The sequence below is a fragment of the Pseudoalteromonas sp. SS15 genome (assembly GCF_049257195.1).
Lineage (GTDB): Bacteria > Pseudomonadota > Gammaproteobacteria > Enterobacterales > Alteromonadaceae > Pseudoalteromonas.
The window spans coordinates 478051-493509 of sequence record NZ_JBMMUD010000001.1; the positions used below are offsets into that span (position 1 = coordinate 478051).

General features: G+C 38.4%; 11 protein-coding genes, 1 tRNA gene and 1 pseudogene. 6 read left to right on the top strand and 7 right to left on the bottom strand.

Features of this window, described 5'->3' with window-relative positions; all coding sequences use genetic code 11:
- Window position 1 precedes the first annotated feature (1 nt).
- The 3 genes from AAEU28_RS02065 to AAEU28_RS02075 all read right to left on the bottom strand — a co-directional run bounded on the left by AAEU28_RS02065 (window position 2) and on the right by AAEU28_RS02075 (window position 6398).
- The gene (locus AAEU28_RS02065) at window positions 2-2674 is read right to left on the bottom strand and encodes a hypothetical protein (protein WP_421962749.1); all 2673 of its coding nucleotides are present in this window, start codon (window positions 2672-2674) and stop codon (window positions 2-4) included.
- On the bottom strand, window positions 2671-4965 hold the full coding sequence (locus tag AAEU28_RS02070; RefSeq protein ID WP_421962750.1) for a hypothetical protein: 2295 nt from the start codon (window positions 4963-4965) through the stop codon (window positions 2671-2673). The genes AAEU28_RS02065 and AAEU28_RS02070 overlap by 4 nt, the downstream gene beginning before the upstream one ends.
- Before the next feature lie 167 nt (window positions 4966-5132).
- The gene (locus AAEU28_RS02075; RefSeq protein WP_421962751.1) at window positions 5133-6398 is read right to left on the bottom strand and encodes a tyrosine-type recombinase/integrase; all 1266 of its coding nucleotides are present in this window, start codon (window positions 6396-6398) and stop codon (window positions 5133-5135) included.
- Between the two features lie 78 nt (window positions 6399-6476).
- On the opposite strand from AAEU28_RS02075, the pseudogene AAEU28_RS02080 reads away from it, so the two are divergent.
- The 3 genes and pseudogenes from AAEU28_RS02080 to AAEU28_RS02090 all read left to right on the top strand — a co-directional run.
- Window positions 6477-7454: pseudogene (locus AAEU28_RS02080) on the top strand (anti-phage deoxyguanosine triphosphatase); the annotation flags it as partial.
- A 127-nt stretch (window positions 7455-7581) separates the two neighbouring features.
- Window positions 7582-8043, top strand: coding sequence for a hypothetical protein (locus AAEU28_RS02085; RefSeq protein ID WP_421962752.1), 462 nt, complete (start codon window positions 7582-7584; stop codon window positions 8041-8043).
- A 73-nt stretch (window positions 8044-8116) separates the two neighbouring features.
- On the top strand, window positions 8117-8446 hold the full coding sequence (locus AAEU28_RS02090) for a hypothetical protein (protein ID WP_421962753.1): 330 nt from the start codon (window positions 8117-8119) through the stop codon (window positions 8444-8446).
- 98 nt (window positions 8447-8544) lie between these two features.
- Here AAEU28_RS02090 and AAEU28_RS02095 read toward each other — a convergent pair.
- Window positions 8545-8621, bottom strand: a tRNA-Pro gene (locus tag AAEU28_RS02095).
- A 144-nt stretch (window positions 8622-8765) separates the two neighbouring features.
- Window positions 8766-9110 carry a VOC family protein gene (locus AAEU28_RS02100; protein ID WP_421962754.1) on the bottom strand — a complete coding sequence of 115 codons (345 nt, stop codon included), beginning with the start codon at window positions 9108-9110 and terminating at the stop codon, window positions 8766-8768.
- Window positions 9111-9479: 369 nt separating this feature from the next.
- Here AAEU28_RS02100 and AAEU28_RS02105 point away from each other — a divergent pair, with 369 nt between their 5' ends.
- Window positions 9480-11366, top strand: coding sequence for a phytase (locus AAEU28_RS02105; RefSeq protein WP_421962755.1), 1887 nt, complete (start codon window positions 9480-9482; stop codon window positions 11364-11366).
- A gap of 124 nt (window positions 11367-11490) precedes the next feature.
- Here the strand turns inward: AAEU28_RS02105 and ybaK are convergent, their stop codons facing one another.
- A complete protein-coding gene (ybaK, locus tag AAEU28_RS02110) occupies window positions 11491-11958 on the bottom strand; it encodes a Cys-tRNA(Pro) deacylase (RefSeq protein WP_421962756.1) in 468 nt (155 codons plus the stop codon).
- A 128-nt stretch (window positions 11959-12086) separates the two neighbouring features.
- On the opposite strand from ybaK, the gene AAEU28_RS02115 reads away from it, so the two are divergent.
- Together AAEU28_RS02115 and AAEU28_RS02120 are read left to right on the top strand one after the other, a co-directional pair.
- Window positions 12087-13037 carry an alpha/beta fold hydrolase gene (locus AAEU28_RS02115; RefSeq protein ID WP_421962757.1) on the top strand — a complete coding sequence of 317 codons (951 nt, stop codon included), beginning with the start codon at window positions 12087-12089 and terminating at the stop codon, window positions 13035-13037.
- On the top strand, window positions 13034-14182 hold the full coding sequence (locus AAEU28_RS02120) for an RNA polymerase sigma factor (protein WP_421962758.1): 1149 nt from the start codon (window positions 13034-13036) through the stop codon (window positions 14180-14182). Before AAEU28_RS02115 ends, AAEU28_RS02120 begins: the two co-directional genes overlap by 4 nt.
- Window positions 14183-14282: 100 nt before the next feature.
- Here the strand turns inward: AAEU28_RS02120 and AAEU28_RS02125 are convergent, their stop codons facing one another.
- Complete coding sequence (locus AAEU28_RS02125) at window positions 14283-15452, bottom strand: cystathionine beta-lyase (protein ID WP_421962759.1); 1170 nt, start codon at window positions 15450-15452, stop codon at window positions 14283-14285.
- Window positions 15453-15459: the final 7 nt, after the last annotated feature.

A 15459-nucleotide genomic window follows, 5' to 3' on the forward strand; every position in this document is an offset into this window, starting at 1 on the left:
ATCAATAAGCTCCATTACTTTTAGCGATTTCAATACTTTGCTGAAGATAACTTATTGCTTTGCCATATATCTGATTGGCTCTGTTAAGCTCTTCAATTCTTTTTAATGCTTTGGTTACAGTACCTAGCGATTCTTCTTTTAGCCAAAACGGAAGCCCTTTATCTCGAAGAATATCGAGATCTTGTTTGATATAAGCCATTGTCCCATCATAGTGAGAGGCTTCAAAATTTGCATTAACACAGCCCAAACAAAAGCTTGGTTTCGCTAGGTGTGGCTTTGGTTTACCACCATGACTACATTTGGCATTTGAAAACGTCCCAATACGCAGCAAACAATCATTTGTTGGTAGAGAATTTAAATCAACAACACGAGTGTCTGAGATTATTTCGATTAACTTAGATCTTTCTGCATCAGTCTTAGTACCATATAGAGCTTTTTGTATAAACTTTTGAAAGCCAGAATAATATTGATCTTTCTGATCCTGAATTTTGTTTATCCAATACCTCACAATGCTATTAATAGTAGTCAATTTAGCCATATCCATGATAGCCCTTATTTCTTTTCCATTGATATAAGTATTGAAAAAGCGATTATCCATGTGCTTGAAGTTTGACCTAATGCGTTTCCCGACATTCCCTTTATAACGTTGAAGTACTGCTTCAGCCCAGACATGCCTTAATGCATGTGGGGTTGCGTAGTGTGTATCAGCAATAAACTCTGTTCGAACTGCATCAGCTGTTTCTTTGCTTAGTACAAAGTCTGGTTCTCTGATTTTGGCTATTGTTAACGGACCAAGCTTTTGCTCTAGTAGCTCTTTGTCTTGATTTTCAAGCTTTCCTTTTATAAACAGTTCTAAAGTACGTAAAAACCTCACTGTCGAGCCATTCTCTCCTATGTATGAACGCATCGACAATTTTCTAATCGCACAGTGGTATCTTAACTTTTTTTTCAGAGCCAAAAGTTCTTTAACAAAAGATAACTTTAAATCATATTTTTCTATTAAATTGTTGTATTGTGGGTTTGATGTGTCTTTATTTTCTACAACATCTAGTTCTTTAAAAACACTATAGCGTTCAGGAAATTCTAGCCACAGCCTATTTACTAGGTTGTAAACTATCTTCGATGCTTCAACGGAAGTAAGTTTACCTTTTGAAAACAAAGCAAAGCCGTTTTCTTCAAACTTTGTTAATTCTGTTAACTGGTAAGTCAGAATCGTGCATGAAAGAGTTATTTCTCTCTTAATAATCAATTCACCACAAGTTTTGGGAACAACCCACTCCAGAAAGAATCTAAATGGAGTGTAAGCTACATCTCGTATCTCAAAGTTAGGTTCAGTTTTTATTGAGTTCTTTGGAAACCCGTACTCACTAGCACGATACCCAGTATAAGAAACTAATGTAGTAACACCAGCAGCTTCGACATCTTGTATAAACCGCTTAAAATCCAACCTATTTGATATAGATAAACTTTTTAAACGATTGTTAATATTTCTTCTTTTTAACGGCAGGTCACCTTTATTTCTTTTTATGACCTCGTCAACGATCCTATCAAACCTTTCTAGACTCAAATTTTTAAAATTAATATTACTTTCCGGCTCCGAACAAATTAACTCATCGTTGAATGAGCCTCGAAACTCTTCAAAGATAGCAGTCCTAGACTTTGTGTGTTGTTCATAAAAGCGTGCAAACATAAGTGCTCTAATAAACTCGTGTGTATCTAGCGCATTGACTTCAAGCCCAAGCTTATCTGCTATTTCATCTAATACTTCTTGCCTAAACGCAACTATGGAATTTGCATTTTTTTTTAAAAATTTTGCGACATGATTGCAGAATATTTCATTGTTCACACTGTTCTTTGAACAAAGTAAATCTTCCCAAGGACTATCACTTGACCCTTTATGAAGATCTAAATTCATTTTGTTTAATGCTTGCGTTAGTGCAGTTGCAAAAACTAAGTTTTCTTCATAGAAAGAAGCGCAATAATCAATGTAATGCTTTGCAATATCCAAACCTAAATAATCGAAAGTTGAACCTGTTTGGTAATCAGCGAGCGTCATGTCCATCTGTCTTAGACATGCTTTATTCAAGTTTTCATTAAGCTCAGCCTTAGAAATGGATTTAATAAAGGGATCTATTTGATAAATTCTGAGTACAGCGCTCATTTCTACTAGGTGAACCCACTTTAAACGACTTGAATATGCAGGTGATGAGTATCTGCGTACAAATTCATTGTTTTTATAATCATGAGTTAAAAGTAAGCCAAAATAGCTTTGTAAATCTTCTACAGTTAAGCTTGCTAAGTGATTATCTGATAAAAACCTAAACAACATTTTCAAGTTATCTAAGTACCAGCTAGCACGATAGCTTACTGAGTCACTAGATTTAATTTTTAAGAACAACCACTTTGCTAAGCCGCATGGGGTTAATTTTACTGTTTTATTGTCACAGACTTTAATAGTGATTGCTTCACTGAATCTGAGTTGAAGTGTTTCAAATTCGGAAAAGTCCAACTTTATTTTGAGTGAGCTATCAGAACTTCGCGATTCTTCCCAGACATCATCTTTAAATGATTTTTGGGAACCCTTAAAAAAGGCCATGTACATATCAGCCATTTCTTTATTAAATAGTTCTATGCTTTCTAAATCTTCATTTTGGTTGGCTAGCAAAGGGATCATTTTGCAACTCCCGTATTTACTGCAAATAAGCTAGGCAATTTATTTTTGAAACGATGAAAATATTCCTCTCCTTTCTCTACGCTTGTATTTGAGAATTTTCTTTCAACAAACAATTTTTCAATCCATTCAGCAGTAGGAAGTGCTTCATAGAACAGGAACTCTGGTGAGTGCTCAAACATCTGCCTATGATACTTCTCTAGCTGAGACAAGTAATGCTTCATTTTTAGCACTGTTTCAGGAGAGTCGACCAGGTAAATTGTGTCCGGTAGGTCATTTTTAAGAAACGAATTTTTATGATTAGAAACCACGCCTAGAGAGTCCGTTTCAGATTCATCAATGCCAGTAACTATTTTTAATCGAGCTAATACATCATTCCTTCGCTCTGTAACAACTTCGGAAGCACGTTCATATTGTTGGTTAAAAAATGCTATTTCCTGTTTACTTGGATGAAGAACATTTAATTGAAGATCGTGCATCACTAATCGTGTTATTTGTCCGCAATTATTCTGATATTCCTCATTATATTCAGATAAATAGTCCTTTTGCTCGGTTGATGATGAGTGAGAATGAAAGTTAAAAAGCTTTCGAGGGTCGAAGCTTTTCGAATCTGAATGGATCCTAGAATTTTTTACGGCTTGTTGCGAAAAAAGTCTTGTAACAGTAGGAGTCTTACATTCTGTATTGAAATCTCCGGTTGCTGAGTTTTCTTTTTTTATACCCTTGGAACAGATGATCCCCATACACTTGTGAAAAACAGGCGACGCTTCATTCTTTGCTAGTTGGTTACAAATGACTTCGTTCAATGTTGAATTAGACAAAAAAGAATAGAAAACTGAACCAGATGAATGCCTTCCAGATTTGGGCTGGAGACTATCTCTTTGTAAAACCAATCTGATTTCTTTATCTTTAAATCCATCTGTTTTATCTTCTAGGTACTTTTTTACTGCTTCACCAAGTAGTGTTCTAGTATCTATATAATCAACAGTATGTTCTCTGTTTGCTCTGGTTTTAAAATAGTCACAACCTATAGAGTATATTTTCCCCTTTTGGTTTCTAAAAAGCTTAAAATTTTTAAGGGTAAGTTTAAAAATGTCTGAACCGGCTACAGTTTGATAAGACATCAAATTTATAAAAATATATTCTTCAGCTCTTGAAATTGGCTTTGGATTGGCTGACTTAACGAAGTTGTACAAACTTAAAACAAAATTAATGTTAAATAATAACGAAGAATCTAACTGCTGGTTAAAAACTGTTACTCGTCTTTCATCGACTTTGATTTGCTGAGAGATGGCTTTATGATTTTTGAACTGTTTTTTTACATATCCATAAGCTTCCGCACTACACTCAGCAAATATTATTGCATCAATTGCTAATTCAAGTTCAAGCGTCAGCTCTGTGGACTGGTAAATCAAACTCAACCATAAAAAAAACTTTTGCTTATAGTTAATCACTTCTTTTTTATAATTAGCTACGGCTTTTTTGTATTCTGCTGATTTCGCCCCATCATCGTATTTTAATTTACTCGGTCGAGAGGCTGTAAAAACCGGGAGCTCTTCAAAATCGTTACGCTTGATTTTAAAAAGATCAATTAACGCATTTTTTGCCCCCAATATTTCAATCAGTGCAGTAGACATGGTAATTTTGAAGGACGCCATTAAAGCCGTCGCTGAGCCGGCCCTTTGATAAAGCTGATGCCCAACGCCTAGATCTTTTCTTCCTAGCCACGAATGGTAGCCAAAGTAATTACTCAGCGTTTTTTGAACAGCATCCGTTGAACGGGCAATGTGTGTTTTAGTTAATTTATCTAGAAAATTATAATCAGATAGATTTAATCGCTCGTAAAAATTCCTGTAACTAAGCGATAAATTAATAAGTCCAATAAGCTCTTTAACACCTGTTGATTGCGGTTTCACTTTATCATTATTAACGCGGTAAGATTCAAATTTCGTAAATACGTTGATAAGGTCCTGCTCTTCAAGTCTGTGCTCATTCATAAAAGCAACTAGTTTTGGTAAATAAGAGGACAGATGTGACATATGTGAATTACTGCCTTTACCCGAGCAAAAAAGCAAATACGATGCGGTAGAAAAAGCAGATAAAATAAGTCTGCTTTTATAACTATTCTTGACTTCATCTAATTTGACCACTATGGCGCTAGAGCCACAACATGATCTATGAGAAGGTATTTTAAACTGTGTAACTTTGGTAGGCTCAATATTAAAAGGTGTGATGTTATGATGAATATTAAATTCATCATGCATATTCTGTTGAGTAATTAATTCATTACCCATTAGTAACTCTTTGTAAATCATATGAAATACGCGGAATAGTATTTATGCATTTTTTAACTATCATGCTTTTGAACTACAGGTCATCTTCTCCATATAATAACAATACTACGCCACCCCAAAAAGATCAAATACTCCTTATATATCAATAGGTTAGTTCCACTATGAAACTAACCTACAAGCACTAAACTCGAATTTACTTTTTCTTCCGTAGCCAATTTATCAAAGCAAAAATGTATATACATACTTGTAGTTTGACTTTGCACGTCAGGTTTTTCACTTGTATGCCCAAGAAGCTCGGCAACAAGCCGATATGGTTGATGTGTATAGGAAACCGTTTCAAAGTTTAGTCCGTTTTTAATACATGCATCATAAAACTTATCTGTGCCAAACGAGTGTCTAAGACAATGATATGTATGTTCGTCTTCCAATATATCGAAGTATTCCGGGAGCAATCCTTTGTCCTGCTTTTCCAAAACAATTTTTCTTGCCTTGGTAAACGCACGAGTTCCTTGATATGTGCCGATTGGATGTCCTTTATTCGTAACAAACAAGGTATTAGAGTTACTAGTCGGACGTTCAGTTTGATAGTACGCTTTATATCTCAGCATGAGATCTCGCTTAATATAAATCCAACGAGCTCGTCCGCCTTTGGATTTCTTTCCCTTAGTATACTTGCCTTGTAACCTATACTTAAACTCTTGTTGCAATTGCTCCACCTGAAGGTTTTGACTCTCTTCCCAATCAATTTTATCGAAAAAGGATTTAACACCTTGATAAGTCATCTTTCCTACTTTGAAGTCATTTAACAGAATTCCAGTATTTTCTTTCGTACGTAATCCACATTCTCCGCTATTTTTTAATAAGCATTCATCACGAATAGTGTCCGCTGAATTGTAAATAGTCGCTCTCATGTTTGTAGAAATATACTTTATTGCATTGCGAGTTTGGGTATTGTCCTTAGCTATAACTCTGGCTTTTTTTGTAAAATCAATTGTTTTTAAGTGGGAAATTCCATTATAAGCAAGAAAGTTATAATAATACCTTATAGCACTGAGTGCCTTCTCTACCATTTTTTCGCTCTTACATAAATCCACAACGAGGACTTCATTAATATAATGCTCTAATAGCTCATCCGGTGCATTATGATGAAATTTCATTTTAATGGCATTTTTATCTTGGGAATATTCCTCATACCAAACAATGAACTTTTTCAACTCACTACAGATTGACTTAATCGTAGTGTCTGCAAGGTGGATATTAGTAAGTTCAGCCTTTTTCCTAGATTTCTTATCAAGGTTGCCAATCCAGGAAATTTTGTAGCCTTCTTTATTTTCATGTAAGTGTTGAGAAAACAAGCACGGTAATAAATACGGAACTCCCAGTTCATTGCAATATAAAGTTGATTTGAACTTCTCACTGTTAAAGGCGTACATGAATATGTTCCCTAATCACTAATTTAACTCCCCTTATAATACATACGCTTTTTACTTATTGGTATGTGTTCATTTTCATTTGGTCATGGCGGCGAAACTGCACTGAACTTTATGATGCGTGAACATGGTGGCTTTGAGGGCAATGCCCAAACACTGCGCATCGTTGCCAAACTTGAGCCTTACTCAAAAGGTTTTGGTATGAACCTAACGCGCCGTACATTACTGGGCTTTATTAAATATCCGGCATTAATCAACCAGCTTTGGCATTCACAGGCTGAGCACGACCCTGCTTCGCCATTCATTACCGCCCATCACTGGCTGCCAGCCAAAGGCGTGTATAACTGCGACCAAGACATTTTTGACTGGGTACTCGCGCCTTTCTCAAATGCCGATAAAGACTTACTCCAATCAAATAAACCTTGGGATGATTTTAGAAATAAAACCCAATTTAAGTCACTCGATTGCGCCATTATGGAAATGGCCGACGACATTGCTTATGCCGTGCACGATTTAGAAGACGCCATTGCCACAGAAACACTGTCAGCCTCAGATTGGCACAACTATGCGATGCCAAAACTCACAGCGCTCGATTCGCCTTGGTTAAAACAAAACTTAGACACGCTCACGCAGCGTTTATTCTCAGACGATGAGTCGCTCAGAAAAGACGCCATTGGCGAGCTTGTAAACTTATTCATTGTAAACAGCAGCATGCAAACACAAAACGACGCGTTTGAATCAGACTTACTTAAAAGCACTGTGAAACTCGAACCCGAGTTTGCAGCAATTCTGCAAGTGTTAAAAATCTTCGTGTACGAGCGACTCATCCGCGAACCCAAAATGCAGCAAATAGAATTCAGCGGCCAAAACCTGTTGATGGACTTATTCAAAGCATTCGCCAGTGACCCGATGCGACTACTGCCACACACGACTCAAGTGATCTTTGAAGAAGCAAAAGATGAAAACGCGAGAATGCGCGTGCTGACCGACTACCTATCGGGAATGTCTGATGAATATGCAAGAAAGACGCATGCACGGTTATTTGCGGGAGCGGTTTAAAAGAAGAGTCATTGAGGCTCTGTGATTTAATGGGCCTCCTAGAAAATAACTATTATGAATTAAAGCTTTAGAATCAAAGTTTTGGAGAAACAACATCAATACAATTATCACAAAAGAACTCAAACTAATGATGACACTTGGTGTATCACTCATCATAGCCATGTTTGTTCTGATATGGGCAAGAAGCGAAAGCCCTGTCTATAGACCACTTATTCAAGACATGCGCTTGGTAGACTCAGTGAAGATTGCCGATAAATTAGATCAAGAACGTATTCAGTATCATGCTGATGTTAAAAACCACATGCTTTATGTTAATCAAGCACAATCTGAACTTGCACGTATCTCACTGGCTAAAATTGGGTATGTTATTGAGTATCCAGAAATCACTAAACACGCTGATTTAAATAAAGCTTATGACGAATTCATCAAACAGAAGAAGTTACAAGAAGAAAATGGAGAGATATGGCAAAGGCCTTGGTTTTTTAAAACGTTTAAGTTAGCACTCGGTGCGATTGTCTTAATCATACTAATTTTGTCTGTTGCAAGGCCAGCTCTAATGGCGATAATAAATGAAGACGATGAAACCTAACTCCCGCACTCTGTTTTGCCTTAATAAAAAACAAATGCTTCACAGCTTTCACTCAATATTTAAAGCCATCTTGATGTCGTTTATTCCATTCATGGTGTTGTTTTGGTCTAACGAATCAAGTTATGTATCAATTGATTTATATTACTTCTACACCTCAATTATCTTTGTTGGCCTCTTTTACTTTATTTTTTCGATTATTGGCTGGATTATTTTCGGCTTGCCAACTCACTTTATTGCTACGAAGTTATTTAACGGCAGTTATTGGGGCTATTTAGGTGGTTTTCTTTTATTCAACGGCATGTTTGTATTCATTTCAGGGAGTATAGAAACACTGTGGTTTTACAGCGGTGTAGCTGGGCTGCAAATCGCGCTATTTTTATGGTGCTTTAAGAGAAGAGTTTAGTAATGAAAAGGTGAACGATTAAAGCGTGTTTTAAGATAAAAGAGAAAATGAGTTAAAAATTAAAATGTTCGTTGATATTTAAAGGGGAGAGGAAAAGCTGGTCGGCATAGCAGGATTTGAACCTGCGACCCCTGACACCCCATGACAGTGCGCTACCAAGCTGCGCTATATGCCGACTTGCTAGCAACTATACAAGATTAATCTTAAAAGGCAACAACCTGTTGGATTGTTTGAACATTTTGTGTTCTTTATTTCAATTTGATGATGCTTAGCTGATCCATTTTCAGAGTTTATAAATAAAAGAAAAGTTTCTCTGGGGTTATAACTCCCAAAACCCTTGCTCGATGCCGCCTATTATGTAAATTGCAAACTTACCTTTCTTTGGTATCTCCATTGGCGACATAGCTATTTCAGCGCCTTCGGCCTCAACATGCAGAACAGCAGCCTCTATATTGTCGACTAACCAATATGGCCTAACTACTGGCGTTTCGTTTTCTCTTAAGGGCCCGCGTACACCAAGAATGCTGCCATCTTGTAAAAGCCTTGTTTTGGCACCGCCTAACATTGCATCTGGGTGGCTAAAACTTGCATTTTGTGAGTGCTCATACGCTTTACACACGGCTTCAACATCTGGGGTAACGATTTCAAGATAATGTATTTTCATAGTGATACTCTGTTGAGACGACTTTTCTCTTAAATTTAGTAAAATCACTTCAAGCTGCAAAATTGTAAGATAGCCTATTAAAGCGCTTAAAGCGCTCTATTTATCATGCAGATTTGCCCAAGGGTCTTATTGGCTCATACAAGAATGTGCATTAAGTGACTTTTCGTAAATTGCTCCTCATTTCATTTCGCTGCAAAGCTTTAAACGGCTTTTTTAGGGGTCGAATTAGCTCAAAAAATGCTTAATGAGCTGTTTAAAAGCCCCAAAGTGCCCTGCTGACACTTTGCATAAAGACAGCTGAAACATTTATGTCATTTTTCATCGTTACTGTCTGCCGCAATGATTTAGTAACAGCTTTAAGAGCTCAACATGACAAACACATCTTTAAAATTATCTTTGTTGATTGGTGGATTACTTTGTAGTGGCGTTGCCAATGCTTCACAGGCTAATAAACAATGGCTAACCGAGTCTGAGTTTATTTCGCCTATTGATGTCGCACATACTGGCCATAAACAAGTTGCTGTGAGTGAAGCGCACGGTATTGCTTTACTCGATGAGCAAGGGCGAGCTTTATCGATAATCAATTCTAAGTCTGAACATTTAGATTTTAGGTGGCTACCAAATTCAAAGTCTTTAGGGGTGTTATCGACCCTAAATAAAAACACCGGCAATATCGAGCTCATTAAAGTTGACTTTAAACACAATCGTATTGAAAAAGCGTATGAGCTTTTGGCTGATAAAACAGCATTTGATGCAATTTGTTTAGCCTCTTCATCTGAACATATTGAGTTATTCACAGTTGATGTGGACGGCATCGTTAGTCAAATGGCGCTGAATACCGCAAACGAGGCTGATTGGCAGTTAAGTGAAATTCGACATTTCGCAGCTGGTCTTAATATGAAGTCTTGTGCAGTGAACGACCTCACAGAGTCACTGTATATCGCAGAAGAAAATATTGGCGTTTGGCAGTACTCGACTAACCCTGAGCTTGAAATTATTCGCGAGCTTTTCCAGCTTGCTGAGGGGCTCGAAGTAGAATACTTAGATACAACCGCTTCGGGTGATGTATCTGTGGTGTCACCGAGTACAAACCAGCTTTGGCTACTTGACCAAAATAATCACGCGTTCAAACCTTTTGAGCTGCCCAAAAACATAGCACCTAGAACCGTTCAGCTTCAACGCTCTGACAAAAACTTAATTGCGTATATCTTCGATGATGAGACATCTAAGAATATCAAAATCAATTTGGGCAAACATAAGTTACCTTTGAAAAAGAATAATGAGCAACCGATTGCCAATCTGCTCCCCTTTGCACAAACGAGCCCTGTTGCATCTCATGGTGATGCCGCAGATGATCCCGAGATCTGGGTAAATAGAGTTAACCCTTCAAACAGCTTGGTTTATGGTACTGATAAAAAGTCAGGACTCAACGTATATGATCTTAATGGCAATCTTGTAAAAGCCTTGCCTGTTGGTCGAGTAAACAATGTCGATATTCGTTACGGCGTTAAATTCAATGGTGAAGTTGTTGATATTGCAGTAGCCAGTAACCGAACCAATAAAAGCATCAGCCTATTTAAAATCGATCAAAAATCTGGGCTCCCTACTTTGCTTACCGACATTAAAACAGACTTGGCTGATCCATATGGCTTATGCTTGGGACAATACGATAATGAACTGGCGGTATGGATTAATGACACCGATGGCCGCTTTCAAAAATACGAGATTGCATTTAATAAGCAAAAGGTAGCAGGCCAGAAAACTCTAGAATGGACAGTGCCTAGTCAACCTGAAGGCTGTGTAAGCGATGATGCGAATAGACGCTTGTTTTATGGTGAAGAGTCAACGGGTGTATGGTTAAAAGATCTTAAAGGTAAACAACCTGACAAGCTAATCACAGGTCTAAATGAGCAAGTCGAAGCCGATATTGAAGGCATGAGCTTATATCGCTTAAACGGCAAACAATACCTTGTTGTATCTAGCCAAGGTAATAACCGCTATGCAGTATACGCCGTAGACAATAACAATGAATTTCTGGGTGTTTTTCAAGTCGGTGCAAACTGGGCGAGCATGATCGATGGTGCTTCAGAAACCGATGGTTTGGCAGTAACAAGCAGCTATCTTGGTGAAGCCCTCCCTAATGGTTTATTGGTTGTTCAAGATGGTCATAATGTAATGCCTAAAAGCACACAAAACTTTAAGCTTGTGGATGGCAGTTTGTTAAGAGATTGGATTTTAAATAAAGTCGATAAGTAGCTTTGAAATTTCTACATCAAAGAAGGAGCAGGCTTCCTTCTTTGATTATGCTGGAATACTTTCATTACATAGACAAATTCGAAATGGAACAGAATAAGCACCAAATAAGGTGCTAAAAAACTCATTAGCTTTGAATATCTGCAAACTGCCCTTGCGTTAATTCACATAAAGTAGCTGCCGCTAATTCAATTTCGAGCCCTCTGCGCCCTGCACTCACAAAAATGGTTTCAAAGTTTTTGGCTGAGCTATCAATCACAGTGGCGAGACGTTTTTTTTGGGCCAATGGGCTAACGCCACCTAAAATATACCCCGTTGAACGCTCGACTAATTGCTGTGGCGCCATAGCGGCTTTCTTTGTACCCGCGGCTTTTGCTAACGATTTTAAATTCAGTTGTTGGTTTACGGGTAAAACCGCGACCACAAGTTGTTTGCTGTCAGTTTCAACCACTAGAGTTTTAAACACTTGAGATGGGTTTAAACCTAGCTTTTCGGCCGCCTCCAAGCCATAAGATTGCGCTTTTGGGTCATGCTTATACTCGTGAACGTTAAATGAGATTTTGGCTTTCTTGGCGAGTAAAATCGCAGGTGTCATGACTTTAATCCTTTTACTTAACTTTTCCAATGTAATCGCTATTAATTCGGATAACAAATAAATTTAATAAAAGTTGTCACACTTTGATTCGCTCAAGTGACTAAGTTATATAACCAACAGGAGCTACTATGATTAAGTCACATAACAAACCAAATAAACCTAAAAAATTAAGTCTATTGATTGTCTTGTTCATCGCGATTGCGGCAGCATTAAATACCGCTAAAGTTTGGGCGCATAATCACTTTACTGTTAAAACAGTCGGAAATAGCCAAACAGAAAATGCCGATATCGTTCTGATCCCTGGTCTTATGTCTAACGGTGAAGTTTGGCAAGGCACTCTAGACACAATCAAAGATAAACACCGTGTACATGTGGTATCAATCACCGGATTTGCCGATAGTCAAAAACCTACAAACTTTTCGATGAACGAGTTAAAAAATGAGCTAATTGATTTTATTACTGAAGAGAGTCGCAAGTCAGAAGATTCAAGTGCGGTAGCAAATAAAACAATTCTAATTGGTCATAGCCTAGGAGGCTTTTTAGCTATGTCTATCGCATTAGAAAAGCCAGAGCTTGTTAGTAAGGTCGTTTCAGTAGATAGCCTACCCTATATTGGCCCGATATTTACCGGCACAAATCAAACGACACCTGCTTCACTTAGCAACCAAGCTGAACGCATACTTTTAATGCACAAATCAATGACTCAAACACAACTAGCTGAGCAAACTAAGCGCGGTATATATATTCATGCGACTCAGGCTATGCATCAAAGACAAATCATTGATATGGCTGAACGCTCTGATCCGGTTACCGTTGGCAAAGCTATACACTATTTAATGAATAATGATTTAAGACCATCACTGACTGAAATAAAAGCGGATTTGCTTATTCTGGGGGCATCAGGTGGATTTAACGATAACTCTCGCAAACAAGCCGTTGAACAACTATATAAAGGGCAAGTGGCAAATTTACCTAACGCTGTAGTCAAAATGAATACAAACTCTCGCCACTTTATTATGTATGATGATTCTAAATGGCTAAACGACCAAATTACGGCATTCATTAAGGATAAATCATGAATACATTAGCGTATAAACTAGACATGAAAGACAGTACCAGTATTGCTTTATATGTGTCGCATGCACGAAAAGGTGATGTAAATGCCTTTGAAGCACTTCACAAAGCATGTCGACAACTCATATGCAGTATTGCGCTCGCTATCACGAAGGACGTGCATGCAAGTGAAGATGTAGCGCAACAAGTATTTATCAATGCATGGCAAAACCTCGATAAGTTAAAAAACGATCACAGCTTTTTACCTTGGCTTCGACAAACTGCTCGTTATAAAGCTTTAAACGTATTGCGAGAAAAGTCGAATTTAGTGTCTGACAATGATGAGTCACTCGAGCAATCACTTGAGCAGTTACTTGCTCACCATGATTGTCCTGATAGTGATTTACTAAAAGATGAACAAGTCATGCTGATGAATCAACTTGTTTCTGCTTTACCAGAAGAGAGCCGTGAGATTTTAATCTTATACTATCGAGAAGAGCAATCAAGCAAGCAAGTCGCTGCATTATTAGATATCTCTGAGGAAAAAGTACGTCAGCAGTTATCAAGAAGCCGAAAGAAGCTTAAGTCTCAATATTTAAATCGCTTTGGTACATTGGCAATTTCGACGATTACCCCAGCTGTTGCTTTAGGCTTGGTCGCCCCAAGTGCACCCGTTGCTGCGGCAACACTGGTCAGCAATACAACGTATAGCTCACCGATTTTGAAACTTTTTGCAGTGCTTGGCGGTGCTTTTATCGGCGCATTCGCAGCTATGCTCGCGGTGTTTTACAGCATGAAATTTCCGATTAAGTATGCAAAGACTGAGCAGACAAAATCAATACTTAAAGTTATGAGAACCAGAATGTTAATTACCACGTTTGTATTTGGGGTGCTATTCGTTATGAGTTACTCATTTAGCGCGGGGTGGATTATGCCAACGCTCGCTTATACAGCATTTGCATTGATACTTGGCTTACAGATTTTCCAAGCTCAAAATATCATTAACATAGACCAGCAACACATGACTGAAAGTGAAGTGGCAGATAAGCCATTTCTATGTCGCCCTAAATGGCAAAAGCTTTTTGGCCGAATTGGTCTGGTGCTTGGGTTTGCCAGCGGCGGCTTTGGCTTAGTGATGGGGTTAATTGGCTCGGGCAGATTGGTTTTATGAGGTTGTTCCGTTCGAAAGTAGCAAGATTGCGCGATGTAAAAAGAAAAACGCGACATTAAGTCGCGTTTTCATAAATCTGTTTCAATTTACTAATCGAACCTTACAAATTATCTTTATAAACCTGCAGTGCTTGCTCTAAATCTGCGATTAGGTCTTCAACATCTTCTAGGCCTATGTGCAGGCGAATAATCGGGCCGTGCTCCCACCCTGTTGTTGAGCGCAGCTTTGCCATGGTTTTATTGGCAGTGACAAGGCTTTCGTAGCCGCCCCATGAGAAGCCCATTTTGAAATGATGCAATGCATCTAAAAACGCATTGATTGATTTTAGGTTACCTTCTTTCATGACAAACGAAAACAAACCGTTGCTGCCATCAAAATCGCGTTTAAAGAATTCATGCCCTGGGCAAGTTTCAAATGCTGGGTGGCGAACATGATCAACCAATTCGTGTTCAGACAACCACTGTGCGACTTGTATCGCAGCTTTTTCATGCTGGGCTAAACGCACAGGCATAGTACGAAGACCACGTAATGCTAAGTAAGCATCATCAGCAGACGTACATTGACCTAACAAATAAGAATGCTCACGCAATGTCGGCCAATGGGCTTCATTTGCAACCGCAACGCCCATCATCACATCTGAGTGACCAACAATGTACTTGGTTGCCGCTTGAATACTGACATCAACGCCAAAATCAAGCGGTCTAAAATGCCAACCATTACCATAGGTATTGTCTAGCATAGTGATGATGTTATGTTTTTTCGCAACCTCAACAAGTGCTGGCACATCTTGAATTTCCATGGTGATTGACCCCGGAGATTCTAAGAAAATCACTTTGGTGTTTTCTTGAATAAGGGCTTCGATGCCTGCGCCAATCGTTGGGTCATAATACGTGGTCGTGATCCCAAGGCCAGCTAAAATCTTGTCGCATAGATCACGTGTCGGCTCGTATGCGTTATCAACCATTAATAAATGGTCGCCTGATTTCAAAAAAGACAATAAAGATTGACTGATGGCCGCAGCACCGGATGGATAAAGTGCACATCCTGCACCATTTTCAAGCTCGGTAATGGCATCTTGCAGCGCATAGTGGGTATTTGTACCACGACGACCATAAAATAAGGTGCGATCAGCACGCTCTTTAATGGCAGTCTGCATTTCTTCTACGGTATCAAATACGACCGTTGAAGCACGTTGCACAACTGGGTTTACGACCCCTTGGGTATATTGTTTTTTTCTGCCAGTACTGACAATCTTAGTGTTCTTTTTCATTGTTAAA

Excerpts from the sequence above, each read along its gene's own strand:
- AAEU28_RS02100 (WP_421962754.1), bottom strand. The coding sequence starts at position 9,110 with ATGAAAATACATTATCTTGAAATCGTTACCCCAGATGTTGAAGCCGTG.
- AAEU28_RS02070 (WP_421962750.1), bottom strand. The coding sequence starts at position 4,965 with ATGGGTAATGAATTAATTACTCAACAGAATATGCATGATGAATTTAAT.
- AAEU28_RS02090 (WP_421962753.1), top strand. The coding sequence starts at position 8,117 with ATGTCGTTTATTCCATTCATGGTGTTGTTTTGGTCTAACGAATCAAGT.
- ybaK (WP_421962756.1), bottom strand. The coding sequence starts at position 11,958 with ATGACACCTGCGATTTTACTCGCCAAGAAAGCCAAAATCTCATTTAAC.
- AAEU28_RS02125 (WP_421962759.1), bottom strand. The coding sequence starts at position 15,452 with ATGAAAAAGAACACTAAGATTGTCAGTACTGGCAGAAAAAAACAATAT.
- AAEU28_RS02075 (WP_421962751.1), bottom strand. The coding sequence starts at position 6,398 with ATGTACGCCTTTAACAGTGAGAAGTTCAAATCAACTTTATATTGCAAT.
- AAEU28_RS02105 (WP_421962755.1), top strand. The coding sequence starts at position 9,480 with ATGACAAACACATCTTTAAAATTATCTTTGTTGATTGGTGGATTACTT.
- AAEU28_RS02065 (WP_421962749.1), bottom strand. The coding sequence starts at position 2,674 with ATGATCCCTTTGCTAGCCAACCAAAATGAAGATTTAGAAAGCATAGAA.
- AAEU28_RS02115 (WP_421962757.1), top strand. The coding sequence starts at position 12,087 with ATGATTAAGTCACATAACAAACCAAATAAACCTAAAAAATTAAGTCTA.
- AAEU28_RS02085 (WP_421962752.1), top strand. The coding sequence starts at position 7,582 with ATGATGACACTTGGTGTATCACTCATCATAGCCATGTTTGTTCTGATA.
- AAEU28_RS02120 (WP_421962758.1), top strand. The coding sequence starts at position 13,034 with ATGAATACATTAGCGTATAAACTAGACATGAAAGACAGTACCAGTATT.